18 protein-coding genes are annotated in these 17,799 nt (G+C 36.5%); 15 read left to right on the forward strand and 3 right to left on the reverse strand.

Annotated elements, in window-relative coordinates; translation table 11 throughout:
• Positions 1 to 28 precede the first annotated feature (28 nt).
• The 3 genes from D0T49_RS00125 to D0T49_RS00135 are packed head-to-tail and all read right to left on the reverse strand — an operon-like array spanning position 29 to position 1,874.
• Entirely contained in the window at positions 29 to 619 is a 591-nt protein-coding gene (locus D0T49_RS00125; protein WP_163628450.1) for a hypothetical protein, read from the reverse strand.
• Positions 619 to 1,098 carry a DUF3408 domain-containing protein gene (locus tag D0T49_RS00130; protein ID WP_163628452.1) on the reverse strand — a complete coding sequence of 160 codons (480 nt, stop codon included), beginning with the start codon at positions 1,096 to 1,098 and terminating at the stop codon, positions 619 to 621. Before D0T49_RS00130 ends, D0T49_RS00125 begins: the two co-directional genes overlap by 1 nt.
• Positions 1,098 to 1,874 carry a ParA family protein gene (locus D0T49_RS00135; RefSeq protein ID WP_163628454.1) on the reverse strand — a complete coding sequence of 259 codons (777 nt, stop codon included), beginning with the start codon at positions 1,872 to 1,874 and terminating at the stop codon, positions 1,098 to 1,100. Before D0T49_RS00135 ends, D0T49_RS00130 begins: the two co-directional genes overlap by 1 nt.
• A 1,014-nt stretch (positions 1,875 to 2,888) precedes the next feature.
• Between D0T49_RS00135 and D0T49_RS00140 the strand changes: the two genes are divergently transcribed.
• The 15 genes from D0T49_RS00140 to D0T49_RS00210 all read left to right on the forward strand — a co-directional run bounded on the left by D0T49_RS00140 (position 2,889) and on the right by D0T49_RS00210 (position 17,772).
• Positions 2,889 to 3,239, forward strand: a complete 351-nt coding sequence (locus D0T49_RS00140) for a MobC family plasmid mobilization relaxosome protein (RefSeq protein WP_163628456.1) — start codon at positions 2,889 to 2,891, stop codon at positions 3,237 to 3,239.
• On the forward strand, positions 3,229 to 4,491 hold the full coding sequence (locus tag D0T49_RS00145) for a relaxase/mobilization nuclease domain-containing protein (RefSeq protein WP_163628458.1): 1,263 nt from the start codon (positions 3,229 to 3,231) through the stop codon (positions 4,489 to 4,491). The genes D0T49_RS00140 and D0T49_RS00145 overlap by 11 nt, the downstream gene beginning before the upstream one ends.
• 57 nt (positions 4,492 to 4,548) lie before the next feature.
• Complete coding sequence (locus tag D0T49_RS00150; RefSeq protein ID WP_163628460.1) at positions 4,549 to 5,739, forward strand: site-specific integrase; 1,191 nt, start codon at positions 4,549 to 4,551, stop codon at positions 5,737 to 5,739.
• A gap of 511 nt (positions 5,740 to 6,250) precedes the next feature.
• Positions 6,251 to 6,937, forward strand: coding sequence for a hypothetical protein (locus tag D0T49_RS00155; protein ID WP_163628462.1), 687 nt, complete (start codon positions 6,251 to 6,253; stop codon positions 6,935 to 6,937).
• Between the two features lie 295 nt (positions 6,938 to 7,232).
• Complete coding sequence (gene yidD / locus D0T49_RS13165) at positions 7,233 to 7,448, forward strand: membrane protein insertion efficiency factor YidD (protein WP_163628586.1); 216 nt, start codon at positions 7,233 to 7,235, stop codon at positions 7,446 to 7,448.
• Between the two features lie 18 nt (positions 7,449 to 7,466).
• The gene (locus D0T49_RS00165) at positions 7,467 to 10,136 is read left to right on the forward strand and encodes an ATP-binding protein (protein ID WP_163628464.1); all 2,670 of its coding nucleotides are present in this window, start codon (positions 7,467 to 7,469) and stop codon (positions 10,134 to 10,136) included.
• A gap of 3 nt (positions 10,137 to 10,139) precedes the next feature.
• Complete coding sequence (locus D0T49_RS00170; RefSeq protein WP_163628466.1) at positions 10,140 to 11,228, forward strand: hypothetical protein; 1,089 nt, start codon at positions 10,140 to 10,142, stop codon at positions 11,226 to 11,228.
• A gap of 24 nt (positions 11,229 to 11,252) precedes the next feature.
• A complete protein-coding gene (locus tag D0T49_RS00175; protein ID WP_163628588.1) occupies positions 11,253 to 12,422 on the forward strand; it encodes an SPFH domain-containing protein in 1,170 nt (389 codons plus the stop codon).
• 10 nt (positions 12,423 to 12,432) lie between these two features.
• Positions 12,433 to 13,110, forward strand: coding sequence for a hypothetical protein (locus D0T49_RS00180; RefSeq protein WP_163628468.1), 678 nt, complete (start codon positions 12,433 to 12,435; stop codon positions 13,108 to 13,110).
• A gap of 2 nt (positions 13,111 to 13,112) precedes the next feature.
• Positions 13,113 to 13,706, forward strand: coding sequence for a tetratricopeptide repeat protein (locus tag D0T49_RS00185; RefSeq protein WP_163628470.1), 594 nt, complete (start codon positions 13,113 to 13,115; stop codon positions 13,704 to 13,706).
• A gap of 582 nt (positions 13,707 to 14,288) precedes the next feature.
• Complete coding sequence (locus D0T49_RS00190) at positions 14,289 to 15,014, forward strand: DUF6088 family protein (protein WP_163628472.1); 726 nt, start codon at positions 14,289 to 14,291, stop codon at positions 15,012 to 15,014.
• A gap of 122 nt (positions 15,015 to 15,136) precedes the next feature.
• On the forward strand, positions 15,137 to 16,105 hold the full coding sequence (locus tag D0T49_RS00195) for a hypothetical protein (RefSeq protein ID WP_163628474.1): 969 nt from the start codon (positions 15,137 to 15,139) through the stop codon (positions 16,103 to 16,105).
• On the forward strand, positions 16,099 to 16,869 hold the full coding sequence (locus tag D0T49_RS00200; RefSeq protein ID WP_163628476.1) for a hypothetical protein: 771 nt from the start codon (positions 16,099 to 16,101) through the stop codon (positions 16,867 to 16,869). Before D0T49_RS00195 ends, D0T49_RS00200 begins: the two co-directional genes overlap by 7 nt.
• Positions 16,866 to 17,633 carry a metallophosphoesterase gene (locus D0T49_RS00205; protein ID WP_163628478.1) on the forward strand — a complete coding sequence of 256 codons (768 nt, stop codon included), beginning with the start codon at positions 16,866 to 16,868 and terminating at the stop codon, positions 17,631 to 17,633. The genes D0T49_RS00200 and D0T49_RS00205 overlap by 4 nt, the downstream gene beginning before the upstream one ends.
• On the forward strand, positions 17,626 to 17,772 hold the full coding sequence (locus D0T49_RS00210) for a hypothetical protein (protein WP_163628480.1): 147 nt from the start codon (positions 17,626 to 17,628) through the stop codon (positions 17,770 to 17,772). Before D0T49_RS00205 ends, D0T49_RS00210 begins: the two co-directional genes overlap by 8 nt.
• Positions 17,773 to 17,799 lie beyond the last annotated feature (27 nt).

Consider the following 17,799-nt stretch of genomic DNA (forward strand, 5'->3'; position numbering starts at 1 on the left):
CGAAGGCTGCCCCGTTTTACACGAGCCATTACTCCCGTATAAATTTTCGGAACTCCTCATTTTTGATGGAGTCATAAGGAGCGTTCCCTTCTGCCTGTTCAAAAGCCAACAATATACGTTCCTGCGCACGGGGTATCCGTGTTATTATCTGCTCGAAGAGGTCAGTATCACAAAGTTCAAATGCTACATTTAAGGCAGCCTTCTTTTCCTCTCTGTCAACTGTTCTGCCTGATGCCAGACCGCCCAACATCTGAAGTTCCTCAAAAGAAGTCCCATGCCCCCATGTGCCTATTTGTCTTGCTTTTGAAATTGCTGCTACAAAGTTTTTCTCTGTCAATTCTTCGAGTAGCTCTTTACTTACCAGCGAGCGGGCAACCTTTACACGTAGCTCATAAGTACGATTCTCCACATAAAGCGTGGTGTCTTTAAATCTCTTTAATATCGAACCGGTTACTTTTTTATATGCTTTTACCACCTGTCCCCAAGTAGCATCATAGATTCTTTTCAAGAGTCTACGGTGCATATCGCCAAAAGCCCTGCGTAGCGGACCACTCAGAAGCATCCCCGCCCAAAACCACAGGCTAACCAATACATAGAATTTTATAAATACTTTGTTCATTATTCTGTCGGGTTTATATTATTCGTTTGGTAAATGGTATCTATCTCTTCTTTGAACGTATCCAAATGGTTCAGGATAATATTCTCCACATAGCTGCTGATAGTCGCTTTTGATTCATCCATCAGATGAACAATTCGCATTAACCGGCGGTGGGTTGTGGCGGTAATGTACAGCGGCTTCCGGTGTGTGAAATCTATCCGGTTGAAGAACAAACTTTGATAATCTGCCTGCGGTTTGCGCTTTCTCCTCTCTGTTGGTTTTACCGGAGGCTCGGCAACATTAGTCACTAGTTCCTCGATTTCTTCAGTTGGCTCAACAATTTGTCCGGCTATTTTCTTCTTCATCTCTGTCTCCATCACTTCCGAATCCACACTGGCGGACTTTACTTCTTCCGGTGCTGTATTCTCCATAGTCTTTTCCAACGGTACACCCTGATGTACCATTGAGCGGAGTTTATCGAATTTATTTTCTGTTGCCATTATAATTGAGGTTTAAGGTGAATAATCTCCATAATTTCATTAACCAGCAAATCCAAGTTGCTGCCTTTGAGTAAATTCCTATCAGCAGGAAAGATTGTGGATAGAAAAACAGCATCGCTACCCTCGATGGACTGTTCCTTGTCGTAGCGGACGGATTGCGGGATAACTGTCTGCATCAGCGGTAATCCAAATTGGCAGATAAGTTTCTTGTAGTGTTCGAGCCAGTCTTTCTTGATACGTCCATCGACACGATTCCAAAACAGATGGATGGCTTTCAGGTTCAGGTCTTTGTATTCCCCCAACACTTCTTTTACAGGAACAATGAATGAGAGTGTACTCTCCATTGACATCCGAGAGGGAGCCATTGGCACGAAAACATAATCCATCGACATAAAGGTTGAAATTACCCCATCGTTGTTGATGGTTCCCGGCAGGTCGAAAAATACCACATCATAGTCGGCTGGTTCGCTAGCCAAAAACTCACGGGCTTTCAGGATTGCTTCTTCCGGTTTGGAGCATACGATGGGATAGGTCTGTTTACCCAGCGAATCAAACAGGGCAATAGCTTTGGACTGATAGTGCAGGTTGGTTTCCAACTGCCGGATTTCACGTTTACGCATGTCGTAGACACTGCATTGCGGATAGTCGCAATCCATTACGGCAACATTCAGTTCTTTGAAGTAATGCAGATAGCTTGCCACGAGTACTGTAAATGTACTTTTGCCGACACCACCCTTTTGAGTGGAGAAGGCGATAAATAACGGTTCTTTTTTCATCTTGTTTTCAATTTTTAGAATTACACATATTGATATTTGTAAGTTTTTCAAGCTTTATTATTTTATTGTTTTCAAGTTTCCTTGTTTTCAAATTACCAAACCGCCAAGTTTTCATGTTTGATATTTTTCAAGTTTTCAAAATGTAAAACCAACTTGAAAAACTTCTAATCAGAAAAACAGCAGATTTTCCAAGTCTCAAAATTTATCGATAGATTGAAATTTGTATATTATCCTGTCTATAAAAACTGCCAATTTTAAACCTTCCAATCTTTCAGCCGCGAATGTATAACATTCTGTTTGTCAATATACAATGTCGGTTTCTTATGCATTGAAAGGGTGCGTTTTGCGCCAAAGGCTTGCTGTTAAGAAGGCTATTTGAATAATTGCAGGACAAGTATGTTTTTTTATCTCTCAATGGTTTGTCGGAATTTACATTTGGCAAATCGGGGCAATTCGCACCGATTGCTTTCCGGTCAAATAAGCAATATATAGCAGAGTTACACATGTCAATCCGGCTTTGATATTGACCGGATATTATTAATTTTCTTCGTGGTCTGAAATATTAAAATGACAGACCGATGAATGAAGAAAATTATTTTAAGGCGACCTCCAATTTAAGTCGCGTTAGAGAATCCGGGCTTCTACGTTTTATGCCCCGGATAGTGTGTAATAGTTGCCACCGAAGCAAAAAACAAAGAGCCTCACGCCTCTTTATTTTTTTGTCGTCGTCAAAGGAGCAAGGTAATCGCACGGGTAACCCGAAATTCGCCTGTGGCTCTTTCTTGTTCCTCCTGTGCATACCTTGCCCTGCGGGGCTGCGAACTCCTGCACCCGCTCCCGATGGTCGGCTGGTTTGGGTTCGCCTGACAACCTTTCCGCTATTCTCCCGATGGTCGCATGCTAGTCAGGTTGTCTTGCAAGCCTTCATTTCATCTCCCGGTGGTCGCTTTCGTTTTGGCTTGCCCGGCTATCTGAATAGCCAGAAAGATTCCATAACCTTCGAATGTATATGTTATGGAAGATAAGAAAGAGGAGAAGCCCAAACGTGGTCGTCCGGCTAAGGAGAAAGAGAAGTTAAATCGCTCAATCAATCTCAAATTGACAGAGAAAGACTTCGGTTTAATCAAGGAGAAAGCGGAGAAAATAGGGATGAAAGCGACACAATATGCACGGGAAATGGTGCTTAAAGGAGGTGTCAAATCCCGTTTTACATTGGAGGAACTTGACCTTATGCGAAAACTTTCAGGTATAGCAAATAACCTGAACCAGATCGCAAAAAAAGCTAATCAGGCAGGATATATTGCGGAAAGCATTAATATAATGGGAATGATGATCAGAATTAAAAGGATACTGGATGATCGCTAAGAATATCAAGGGAAAGTCATTTAAGGGATGTGTATCATATGTGATGAACGATACTGCCAAGTTGCTTGAAGCTGAAGGTGTATTAGATTCAAGTAAACAGGATATTATCCGCAGTTTTGCCATACAACGTTCCGGCAGAAAGGAAATCAAGCAGCCTGTCGGACACATTCCATTGTCATTTGCTCCCGAAGATAAGGATAGAATGACGAATGATTTTATGGTACAATTAGCTAAGGAATACATGGAAGAAATGGGTATTAAAAACACCCAATATATCATTGCCCGGCATTACAACACCGACAATGAACACATTCATATTGTCTATAACCGAATCGACAATAACCTGAAATTAATATCAGTCAACCACGATTACAAACGGAATATCAAGGTCTGTAAGAAACTAAAAGACAAACATGGATTGACTTATGGCAAGGACAAAGAAAGGGTTAAGCGAGAGAAATTAAGGAATCCGGATAAGGCAAAATATTATATCCATGATGCGATTAAAACCGTTCTGCCGAATTGCAAAACACCTAATGACCTGCGATATAATCTTCAAAAATTCGGGATAGAGCTTGAGTACAAGCACAAACGAACAACATCTGAGATTGAGGGAGTATCATTCCGGTACGGAGATATAGCATTCAAAGGCTCTGAGGTAGATAGAAAATACAGCTTTGGAAATCTGAAAGAGGAGTTCCAGAAAAATCTTTTGGAAGAAAACAAGCAAATAGAAGAAACATACTTGCGACAACAGGTGGAGCAAAGAACTAAACTAGAAACCGATGAAAAAGCTAAACAACAAACCCAAAGCAAGCCGAAACTTCCATCTATTGGTGGTACTGAATTGATGTCTGAGCAATGGCAAATATTAAAAGACGGTGGGCATGTTTATCTTGAAAACATGAATCGTAGCAATGGAGATGGTAAATTCTCCTCCTATGTTTTCCTTAACGACGAAAAGAGCAAAGCCTTTTTTAGCGACAAGAATCCCGATGAGTTTGTCAAATACGGCAAATACGAAATGCGCATACGAGATAAGATACTCATAGAAAATGGCTATGTCACAAAAGCCAAAGTAAAATGGTGGGGCATGGGAAGCTATGCAAACCCTTACTTGTGGAAAGAGAATAAAGTAGATGCCCAATATAAAGAATCGTGGAGTGATCCACGATTGCAGAAAACTCAAAAGGAGGAGCAAAAGCCAAAGCAACCCATCGTTCAGAAGAAAAATAGAGGGCAAAAGAGGTAAATCCAAACAGGGGATGAGAATATTAACAACAAATTTATTAAGTAAAAACAGATAAAAATGACTTCAGTAAAGATAAAATTTAGAAAATCAACTATAAAGAATAAGGAGGGAGTCCTCTATATTCAATTAATTCATAGCCGTGAAACTAAGCTTATTACGACAAGGTTTCGATTGCATTCTTTTGAGTGGGATAATCGTTCATCCACAGTAATAACAAATACCATAGACTCCGAAAGGATGTCTTACTTACAAAACATAAAAGACGGATTGGAATCAGAGGTCAGGCAGATTTATGATTTAATCTCCATACTTGAAAAACGAGGCGACTATACCACTAAGGAACTGGTTGAATACTATGCCAATAACTCTTTTAATGGTTACTTCTTTCCTTTCATAAAATATCAAATCAAGGAGTTGAAATCTGAAAATCGAACTAAAACCGCATCAATATATGAAACTGCAAGGAGAAGTTTTTCCCGCTTCCGGTATGGAGAAGATATTCGAATCGACAAGATAGACAGCTCATTGATGCAACGGTACGAAACTTATCTGAAAAATAATGGGGTCTCACAGAATAGTATTTCTTGCTATATGCGAGCATTGAGAGTTACATACAATCAGGCAGTACAAAAAGGTTTGACAATCTCAAAGAACCCATTTAAAGATGTTTATACAGGCATATACAAAACCTCTAAAAGAGCTGTAAATGAAGATATAATCACCAAGCTAATAAAACTTGACCTTTCAGAATATAGCCACTTACTATTAGCACGGGATCTTTTCACGTTTAGTTTTTACACACGAGGTATGTCCTTTGTCGATATGGCTAATCTCAAGCAAAGCAATCTAAAGAACGGTTATCTCGTCTACTGCCGTAGTAAAACCAAACAAGCCCTGAGTATCAAGGTAGAAAAATGTATTGAAGAAATAATAGACCGATACAAAGAAATTGCTATTGATGACTATATTCTTCCTATATACACTTCTCAAAACCGAGATTATAACAGCCATTTACGAACTTACAACAAACGTCTCAAACGAATTTCGGAACTACTTAATCTGGAAAAGCCGTTGAGTTCATATGTCTCACGGCATTCTTGGGCAACGATAGCCCTACGCAAAGGGATTTCCGTACAAGTCATAAGTGAAGGAATGGGGCATGAAAACGAGAAGACAACCCGAATATACTTAGCTTCTTTGGATCAATCTGTTATAGACGATGCAAATTCCCAGATAATCGCACTATAAATACCGTCTAAAAAAGATACCACCTCTTGTTTAGAGGTGGTACTATACTAAAATTCGCGCACGCGCAAAGATACAAAAGTATTTCTAAAGAGGAAACAGAAAACGTTAAGTTTTTAACATATACCATATATGCACCCGTATTTTTCGATAATATCTCTGTATATCAGCATGTTTATATGAATGTTTGAAAAATATCTTTCCAATAACTTCCTAAGCAAGATAAGAAGCTGATAATGAGCGTCCTCTAAAACGACCTCACAAACCTTTCCTTCTTTGTTTGCAAAATCGTTCGAAAAACTACTTACATATAATAAACCTAACGCTAAAATTGGCTTGTAACCAACATTATACAAGAAATATTATATAGTACCACCTCTAAACAAGAAGTGGTATCAATGAAAAATATAGCAAAGCCACGAAAATAAAATAACATAGGAAAAAGTGAAGATAAAGGGTTCGTCTTCATTTTTTAGTAACAGAACCCAAATGTTAAACAAATAAATAAATAATTATGGGATTTTTTTTAGTAATTCTTATTGGTGTTGGTGCGTTTATCGCATTTAAGTTTTTAAAGGGGAATGATACCCCATATGTAAAAGAACGAATTAAAGGGAGACCTGAGAATCAAAAAAAAGTTATCAGATACTTTTGTAATGATGATGGTTGCTTTTCAAGTAGGATGAAAGATGAAGAGTATGATGGCATGGTAAGATCAGTTTTAAATTCAATGGATTTTAGACAAAAAGCCCTTAATAAAATCGGTTTAGATGAAGATCAAGTAAAAGAAATAGATCCTGTTCATTTTGAGAACTATTTGTTTGGCAAAAAACATTTTGCTCGTTTTGGCAAAGACCATAAATGGCGTAGTTCTGCTTACCAAGTAAGTTGGCTTTTTTTTAGCGATACTCAAGTTTATTTGTATCAATATACATTTAACATGGACGAGGATGGAAAACAAGAGAAGACAGAAGAGTATTTCTATAAAGATATAACTAATTTTTCGGCATCTTCAGACACGGAGGAATCTCCAGTTTACGACCCTAAACAGAAAAAAGAAATACTGAAGAATATAGATTCTTGTCGTTTTGCAATTACAGTACCCGGTGATAAGCTCTGGTGTGCGATGGATCAGAATGATTATACCGAAAGAGCTATCCAAGCCATGAAAGCAAAATTAAGAGAAAAGAAAAATTCATAACGATGTGGATGTTGTAAATATATTCAAATCAAGAAAGATAAAACACACCATCGTTGAAAGAACCCCTAGTGGATCAGAACAAAATGTTGCAAAATCATATTGTTTACATCGCCCTCTTTACAGACCTAAAACTAATATAAAAAAGGTCTTAATCTGGTTGTTTTGGTTTGAAGTAGGAATCATTCTAACCACTTTTGTACTAGGTTTTATTTTGAGATACTTCGGGGCTTCTTTCTCTTCTTTTTTTGGAAGGGATATATTTTATATATATAATCTTATTAGTCTATTATTCCTAATGATATTTCTTAAACGAATACTTATTCTAATAATAGAATTATATCAGCATTATGCTCCTGAAGAAATGCGTAGGAAATGCCTTCTAATGCCAACTTGTTCTGAATACGCATTATTGGCATTGCAGAAGCATGGTGTAATTAAGGGACTATATAAGACCTACATCCGTTTAACAAAAAAATGCAAAGGAGAGACTTATTATATTGATTATCCATAGATTTATTTTTTAGAGAACATGGTGTCCACTACTTTATTGTCAAATAATGAAAGCATCGGTTTAGGAGTTATAGAAATAGTTTCAATTCCTAGCATATCGATATTATCTAATAAATATTCTGATATACAATCCATGTCTATCGAATATAAAAAAGAAATGGGTAATTTGTTGGTGGAGGTTTACCAGTATTATAAAATGCTAAATATCACAAATGGATTACCCAATGATATTTCACTGGAAGTGCTGTGGACAACTCATTCAGTTTCTAACCAGCCATATAAAGCGAATATAAAAATATTCTTATTGGTGCGGTCTATTGGAAATGACAATTATTCTGTTGAAAAAAATATAAACTCTATTTTGGAGATATGTAAAACGACCTTGGATATACAAAAGTATGAGTATAAAACAATTTCTTATGAAGAGTTTGTGCCAATCATCAATAATATTGAAGACCAGTCTATTTGTGCAATAGTAAAAGAAGAAAGAATAGAAAATCTTCAAAATCAGATATTACCAGTTTGCTATTCTTTTGATCAAATACCTAATAGTGAGACAGATTTGAGTAAGATAGTCAACACATTGATTAATTATCCTAATTGTGCAATATCATTTCAATTAATACCAACATCTTATACTCTAAATGAAACGCAAGAGATTGACAGAATGACTCAAATGCTTGATACTCTACACAAAGGTATCGCAGAGCAAGGAGTCGGAAATATAAGCTTCTCTTTAGCTGAAAAACAAGCTCAAATATATAAATATTATACACAAAATAAAGGAAATGCTCTTTTCTATTTTAATATCTTAATTTATGGAGATGTAGATGCCGTATCAAATATATCAACTCGTGTTTATGGACAACTTAATGCATCAACAATAAATAATGCAGGTCTAAAATTCATAAATTTATTACCCAATGAGGTAAATAAGGATGACAATTTCTATCCTCTTCCTTGGGCAATAAATGAATTGCTATTAGGAGCAGAAAGAGAACATCATATATGGGATGGGGGACAAATCTCTGCCAATTATTACAAATTACCCTATATTATCACATTTGAAGAAGCTTCTGAATTTTTCAGACTCCCTTTTGGCAATGATAAAATATCTGCAGGGTTGGTTGTAAACGAATCTAGCAAGAGAGGTAAAACATATACCGATGATATAATAAATTCAGGTGATATAGAAGTCGGAATGCTTAAATCCTCATCAAAAGGTGATAAAATAGGATTTTCTCTAAAAGATCTAGCTAAACATATGTTGATAGTTGGAACACCCGGATCGGGGAAAACAACTTTTTCTGTTAGCTTATTGGATCGTTTATGGAAGCAACACAATATCCCCTTTTTGGTTATTGAGCCTGCAAAGAATGAATATCGGGCTCTAATTCAAAGCATTCCTGATTTGCAGGTGTTCACACCCGGAAAGAATTTCATTTCTCCATTCATATTTAATCCATTTATTCCCCCAAAAAATGTCAAACTAGAAACTTATAAGTCAACATTAAAAACAGCCTTTGCAGCTGCTGTTTCTATGTCTACACCACTTGATAAAATATTTGAAGAAGCAATAAATAATTGTTATTCAGATTTCAGGTGGCTTGATTCTTACACTAGCGACGATAAAGGTGAAATTTTCAATATAACAGATTTCATTAAATGTTTCCAACAAACATTTGATGAAATAGGTTATACAGGAGATGCTAAAAATATTGGCCGTGCAGGTATTGTTCGCTTAAATAGTTTAATAAATCTATTTGATAATTACTTTTCTATTCCTATTGAAGATCTATTACAAAAACCTACGATTATAGAGCTTGCAGCAATTGAAAACAGTGATCAAAAAGCATTGATTATTTCTCTCCTATTGTTATCCATTCTTGCCTATGTCAATGCAAATTATATCGGCGAAGGAGGTTTAAAGAATGTCATTTTATTGGAAGAGGCACATGTCCTTTTGGATGCAGACACTAATGCAGGGCAAGGAGAAGCAAACCCAAGTGCAATCGCACAAGGACTTGTAAAAAGAATGCTTGCCGAAATTCGATCTTATGGTGTTGGGTTAATTGTTGCAGATCAATCGCCACGTAAAGTTTCTGTAGATGTTGTTGCCCTTACGGATATGAAACTAGCTTTTAGGTTGGTTGAGGCAACCGACAAACAAATTCTTGCTGATAGCACCAATATGTCAGATACGCAAGCACAGAGATTAGCCAAGTTAAAACCAGGAGAAGCATTTTTCTTTTTTAATAAGTTAGATGAACCAGAAGAAATTGTTACAGAAGATTATCGATTACAAAATAATATTAGCATTTCATTGTCAGATGAAGGAATAAAATCTTTGTCGACATATTGGAATGATAAGTCGGATAAGCTATGTCCCTATCCAGAATGCCAACATGTGAGTTACTGTTCTACCAAATGTGATTATTCAAGGCGCATTTTGGCAAAAGAAATATCCCGAAGAATATTTGTCCGAAATTTCAAACAAAACGATTCTAATTTCGATCCTGTAAAGAAAGTTTTTGGACAGATATCGAAAATGATTATAGTAGAGCTAAATGATGAACCCTTCAATAAGGAATTACTATTATGTGTAAAAGCACAACTATGGCGGAAAATAAAGTACGGAACAAAAATTCCAGTAAGTGACACTCAGATACAAAAATCTTTAGAAAAATAAACAATGGACGAAGAATATAACGAATCAGAAGACACCTCTGACGTATCGTCGGATATGGACAGTTCCGATATTGAAACCTCGGATAATAGTTTCGAAGATGGGGATATCCCTGAAGATACAGCAACCGAAGATTTTGAATCAGATGACACGTGGGATGACAGTGTCCTTTCTGAAGATACGGACGAAATAGAAGAAGACGATAACTTTGACGAAGAAAACGGAGATGATGCTTCGGACGCTGAAGTTGAAGAAGATTTCGAAAACGATGATTTTGAAGAATCGCCGACGGAAGACGTCGAGGAAGAAGAAATAACTGAAAATACAGAAACAGAAGAAACAGAGTCCGGAGAAGATTCTGAGAATGAAACAGAGGTTCCCGAAGATGATGAATCCATAGTAGATTCGGAGGAAGAAAGTCAAGATGACACCAACAGCCAAAGTGATTTAGAAGAAGATGCTGACTCGGAAGAATCTAAGGAAACCAATGAAGATGAAGAAAATCCGGAGAGTAGGTCATTAAATGATATACTGGAAGATCCGAATGTTGACGACCAAACTAAAGATAAATTATCAGAATTGTCAGGAAGGAAACAAAGCAACGATAGTAACGGTGATGATGGAGAAACTGGAGATACTTCTCCGGAAGAACCTGATGGCGATGACGAAGGCAAAAAGGATTCTTTTATAAAACCCGATGACGACTACCAAAATGAAAGGGGATCACGACCATATTATGAAGAAGAAATTCCCGAAGAAGATGTAATAGAAGAGGAGGAAGAAACTTCTTTCAGCAATGAAAAAGATCACTCCTTGCGACATTTGGAGGAAGATCAGGAAAGGGAAAGAGAAGAAGAAGCAGAAGAGCAAAGGGCTGAAGAAGAATCTGAGAAACAAAGCGTTGAAGAGCAAGAAACTGAAGAACAGCAAAAAATAGAAGAAGAGCAGGAAGAAGAAAATACAAGAAACCAAGAGATCGAACGAATCAACAGGCTGCGAGGCATTTCGTCCGAATCTGACACTCGTAACAAAAGTGATTCAAACAATCAAGATTCAAATTATAATCCTTACTATAACAGAGATAGGCAACGATAGTTATAAATTTAAAATTACAGCAATATGGGACTTTTCAATAAAAATCCGAATGAAGCAGATTACACTGGAGGTAAAAAGCATTGGGCTGATGTCATTAAGAATTCCGGAGCAGGTGAACTTTTGATATGGAAGCAACCCGAAGAAGACTTTAATACCAATTCAACCCTGATCGTCATGCCTGGTGAGGAGGCCATCTTCATTAAGGACGGACGTGTAGAAACAGTTTCGGAAAACGGGAAATATAACTTAAAGACAGACAATTATCCTTTCATAAGCCGTATCAGAAATGCTTTTACTGGAGGAATAAGCGTTTTCAACTGTGTAGTCTATTTCGTCAGGAAAGCACATAGCGCAGAAATAGGTTGGGGCACGCCTGCTCCGATTCAGGTCAGAGATCCTTTATTAGGGATGATGACCAATGTGCAGGCTCATGGTTCATTTAAGATTAAAATAGATAACTCCGTAAAATTCCTGGAAAAACTATTGGGTAACAATGTTTTCTTCGAAACCCAGGAAGGAATGAATAAATATTTTTTCAATCAATTTATTCAACACATTACCGATTCCATTCAAGAAGCAATCGAGAGTTCAGATGAAGAAATCACTCGTACTTTCAAGAAAAAAGCTTTTCTGGCTGAAAATGTTATTTGCCCTATCCTTCAAAAAATCGTCGACAATTACGGGTTGATATTAGAAGAATTCGTAATTTCTACATTGAGATTTGTTGATGATGAATTACGCCAGAATTATGAGATGCGAATTCAACAAATGAATTTAGATGCAAGAGAGAAAGTTATAAATGCTCAAGCTGATAAGTCTGTTTTTGGCGTTTTAGGAGATGACTGGGGGCGCCAACAAGCTGCTAATATCTTGTCTGATGTAGCAAACAATCCAGGAGCAGGAGGTGTTGCTTCCGCTGGAGCTGGGTTAGGTATGGGAATGGCTGCCGGAGGTGTTTTTGGAGGAATGGCTCAGCAAATATTCAATCCAATGCAACAACAGCCAGCACAACAGCAACCTGTTCAACAACCATCAGGACGATTTACGCAGAAAAATGAAAGCCAAAGTGAGAATGCCGCTTCAAGTGATAACCCTGTGGAGAAAATAAAACAATTGAAAGAAATGCTTGATATTGGTGCTATATCACAAGAAGAATTTGATACAAAGAAACAAGAAATACTTAATCGAATGTAAGATTAAAAATATGAAAACAACACTATGGATTATATTAGATGCTATTTTTTTGATAGTGTTTAATGTTTTATTCTTCTTGATTGGAGGAAGTGAACATCCAGCTTCGGTCTGGATTTCCTACGGGTTCATTCACTTTGCATACATAATGCTTTTACTCACACCATTATTTGTTCGCAAAGGGAGTGGGCAGGAAAATTATCGTCGCCCATTATTCGGAATATCCACTTCCTATTTTTTCCTCGAATTGGTAATCGGTGTCACTTTCATATTGATTGTTCCCGACAATTTTAAGTGGGCTTTGGCTATCCAGTTGATTCTGATGGCAGTATATATCATTTTAATGGTTGCCAATATGATAGCCAATGAGCATACTGCCGACAGCATCGAAAAGAGAGAGAATGAATTGAAATATATAAAAAATGCTTCTACTTCGCTAGATTCAATCATGAAGCAGCTTTCCGACAAAGAATTAAGAAGAAAAGTAGAAAAAGTATACGATCTCATTCATAGCAGTCCTACTCAGTCTTCTTATAGTGTATTTCAAATAGAGCAAGATGTTATAAATGAAATAGACAATCTTCAGGACGCTGTAATAAGTGGAGACGCTGATTCAATAACCCGAATTTCGAACAAAATATACAGGCTTGCAGAAAATAGAAACCGACAATTAAAGTTTAATAGTAAATAAATATGGCTCATCAAGTAATCGAATTATCATGCCCCGGCTGTGGGGCGCGTGTAACTACCAATCAAAGTGAATGCATGTATTGCTACAAACCGATTATAATATCAACATTTAATAGTGTATATTCTATGCCGATGCCTGAAGTAAATAAGTATGCAGGAGCGTATCGTAAAGCATTGACGGAAAACCCTGATGATCAAGACTTAAACGCGTCTATTGCGATGTGCTACCTAAAGTTGAAGCTATATGATCAAGCTCTACCTGCTTTCGAAAAAGCAATAGAAGACAATTTTGATAATTCGGAGATCTTTTTTTATGCCGCAGTAAGCTTGTTAAAAGGACAAAAAGCTTTTGTTTCACCTCGTCCGAATATTGATAAAATAATAGAATATTTGAATGCTGCAATAATGATTGAACCTAAAGGTGTATACTACTATTTTTTATCATATATTAAATATGATTATTTCAGTCGAAAATATCTTAACATAACTCCAACATTTGAAGAAACGCTACAATTAGCAAGAGAAAATGGGGTATCTGATTTTGATGTTGAACAACTATTTTTGATACTAAATGTGCAAAAGCCAGAATGTATGTAGTTCATATGTACCCTATTTTGCATTTTAAAAAGCTGATATTTTGTTTTTTTTGAAGAAAACTTTCAATAGCTTTCTCTATTAAGTAATTTTTCCTGTCTTTGTAATCGTAAGTTGTTTTTATGTTGAAATTTTAGAGCCAAAAGGTTCAGAGATGAAACAGCAGAAATTATATCGACCCAGTATGATGTTTATCGAAATAGTAGAAAATGATTTGTAGACGCGAAAGAGATCATCTCCTTGACCAAAATTTGCAAATACAGAAAAATTACTTAACTTTGTGTCAAGCTAATCAACCTGCTCAAAGCGGGGCAAATTGATGAAGTTATCTCGTTACTTATCCGTTACCTATTCTGAATTATAGCCGAGCCAAACGGTTGATTCAGAAATGAATAATCAAAAAGCATAGTTTTGTCTCTAAATCGTTACCTGCTTCAACCATTTCAAAATAGATTATGATTTGTCTGAAATTGACCGTGTGTATATGGGGCATCTTTCTATTCATATGTAATTTTCCGCGGCATAAATGTCAAGTTTATAGTGCGATAAACTTGACATTGTAAAAAATGTTTGTATCTTTGTAGCATGTCATTAGCAAGTGAAATACGAACAAGGATAAATAAATTCCCAGAGGGTAAAACCTTTGGTTACTCCGATTTACTCATTGCTAAAGAAGATTATGTTACAGCTGCAAAGGCATTGGAACGTCTGCAAAAAGAAGGTTTGATAAAAAAGATGTCCAAAGGTATTTTTTATAAGCCACAACAAACTGTTTTTGGAGAACTAAAGCCGGATTATACTGAGATGTTACGTCCTTATCTTTTCGAGAATGGGAGGCGAGTTGCATACGAAACCGGATATTCTCTTTATAACAGACTTAAGTTGACCACACAGGTAGCTTTTCGAATTAAAATTGCTAGCCGTGATAGGCGTATTTCGGTTAATAAAGGTGCATTGAAAATTGATACGGTGAAAAGCTACGTTGATGTGACAGATACCAATTACAAATTGTTGGAGTTGCTCGATGCCCTCAAGGATATAAAACGCATACCCGATGCTTCGACAGACAACAGTATTGTTATTTTAAGTAGTTTAATCAATAAACTGAGTGATAAGCAGATTGCTGAAATGATAAAATATGCTTTGTCATATCCGCCACGAGTAAAAGCCCTACTGGGTGCTATCTTGGAAAATATTAACAATCAAGTAAGTACAAACAAACTAAAACAGAGTCTTAATCCACTTACTAAGTTTGAATTGGGCATAAAGAAGTCTGTCCTACCAACCATTAACAACTGGAACATAGAATGAAACTGCACCTAAAGGGAATAAATTGAAAATAATTGTATTTTATTGTGTTTACCTCAGATAATTACCTTATATTTGCAACAATTACCTGTTATGGGTAATTATGATAAATTAAGGTAATCGTGATGAGTGATGTTCAAAAATATCTGCAAGACATACTTGGCTTATCTGGGACTATAAAGAAAGTGCCGGACATGCTGATTAAGAAACTTCCGTTATACTTGAGCCATACCTATAATTATCGCTTACTCGAATTGGAAGACCATTCTCTTTTGCTTGCAGAAGATGTTGACACAGCACCTAAAACTGTAAGTCAGCTAAAGAAGCAAGTAAAAACGATATATCAATATACAGAATTGCCTGTCGTTTTTGTGTTGAACAATCTAAGTCCACAAATGAGGTATAGGATGGTTAAAGAACGGCTCAATTTTATAGTACCTGAAAACCAAATATATCTGCCTGATTTACTTATTTATCTGAAAGAGAATAAGCCGCAAACCTATTCGTTCCCGGAACAGTTAAGCCCTGCGGCTCAAATGTTATTGCTCTATCATTTACAGGTGGAGCATTTAGAAGAATTCTCATTTAAAGAAATCGCAGAGAAGCTAAATTACTCGCCTAAAACAATAACAAAGATTGTATCAGAACTGAAAGCAAAAAAGTTATGCAAAACCACAGGAACAAAAGAAAAACGAGTTGCTTTTGAGGTTGATAGGAAACTATTATGGCAGATAGCTGAACCTCAAATGCAATCGCCGATTATTAAGTCCTATTTTACAAACGTAAAAGAGAGTCTGGCTTTTTGCAAATCGGGAGATATAGCTTTAGCTCATTACACTTTTTTGACAGATACTAAAAAGGAAATGTATGCCGTCTATAAGAATGAATTTGAAGAGTTAAGGAAAAACGATTTTTGGGAGTATTTAGATGAAACGGAAGGAAATATGCAGGTTGAAGTATGGAAATACAATCCTCGCTTATTAAGTGATAATGGATATATAGATCCTCTATCTTTATATCTGTGTTATCGGGAAGATTCAAATGAGCGTGTGGAAGCTGAATTAAAAGAACTAATAAACAAAGAAAAATGGTAAGAGGATTAGATATATTTCGGGAGTATTTCAAGGGGTATGCAGGCAATTATGTGATTATTGGCGGAACTGCATGCAGTGAACTTATCGAAGATGAAGGCCTGAAACCACGAGCAACAAAGGATATTGATGCGATTCTGATTGTGGAAGCATTAAGTGATGAATTTGTTAAACGATTCTGGGAGTTTATTAGAGCCGGAGAATATGAGTTGTGGCAAACCATATCTGAAAAGACACAATTCTACCGGTTTATTAAACCTAAATCAGAAGGTTTTCCTTTACAAATTGAACTCTTTTCAAGAGTACCAGATCTGATTAAAGTGCCGGAAGGCTCGCATTTGACTCCAATTCCTGTCGGAGAAGATTTATCAAGTCTTTCTGCTATCCTTTTGGATGATGACTATTACCACTATGCAACATCTCATACGGTAGTTTTAGATGATCTAAATTTCGTGGATAAAGATGCCATTGTTGTACTTAAGGCAATAGCATATATTAATAACTCGAAGCGTAAAGCAGGAGGTGAGTCGGTAAGATCGGAGGATATTACAAAACACAAAAACGATATTTTTCGTATTACCTCAACCTTTACCGGAAGTGACAGATATGAAATCCCGGAAGTTATAAAGAATGATTTAAGGACATTTCTTGAAATGATAAAAGAAGATGGTTTGGGAACAACCGGGTTATCCAAAGAATTAGGACTTGGAGCAGAAATTACCATTGATGAGTTTACTACTCAATTAAAGACTGTGTTTGGATTATGAAAATACAGTACGCATCCGACTTACATCTTGAATTTCATGATAATTCAAGGTTTCTAAAGGAATCTCCACTTATTCCGGTAGGTGATATTCTTATCCTTGCGGGTGATATTGGATACCTGAATGATGATAATTACAGCAAGCATCCATTTTGGGATTGGGCTTCGGAGAATTTCAAGCAAGTGATTGTCGCTGTAGGAAACCACGAGTTGTATAAGTATTACGACTTGGCAAAGATGCCACATGGGTTGGTTTGTTCCATTCGAGAGAATGTGAAGTGTTACTATAACGATGTTATCAGCATAGAGGATACCGACATAATTGTTTCAACATTGTGGGCAAAAATACCATTAGAGGAAGCCTATCTAACAGAGCGTGGTGTTACTGATTTTCATCGTATTCTGTTCAATGGAGAAATATTGACTTTTGCCGATTTCAATCGCGAACACGACAACTGTTTTCGTTTTATTCAGGATGAAGTAACAAAAAGCATAGCAAAACATATTATTGTTGTGACCCATCACGTCCCATCATTTCAATTAGCATCTCCTGATTTTGCAGGAAGCAAAATAAACGGAGCATTTACAGTCGAGCTAATAGAATACATTGAATCCAGCCCAATAGAATATTGGATTTATGGACATTCGCATCGTAATATAGACAAACAGATAGGGAATACCTATTGTGTTTCCAATCAGTTGGGCTATGTCTCACATAATGAACATTTAACCTTTGATCCGCAAAAAATGATCATAATAAATGGATGAGAAGCAAATAACAAAAGAATTTTATGAAGATATTCGAAAACTTGTAGAAGAATCGGAAAAAATCTATAGGCTAGCTGAACAAGAGTATGCGCCTATGTACGGGGGTAAAAAAGAAAAATCGAAAAAGCGTTTTTCTTAAAATCATATAATTTATTTGATATATAGC

The sequence above is a fragment of the Paludibacter sp. 221 genome, assembly GCF_010501035.1.
GTDB lineage: Bacteria > Bacteroidota > Bacteroidia > Bacteroidales > Paludibacteraceae > QVMH01.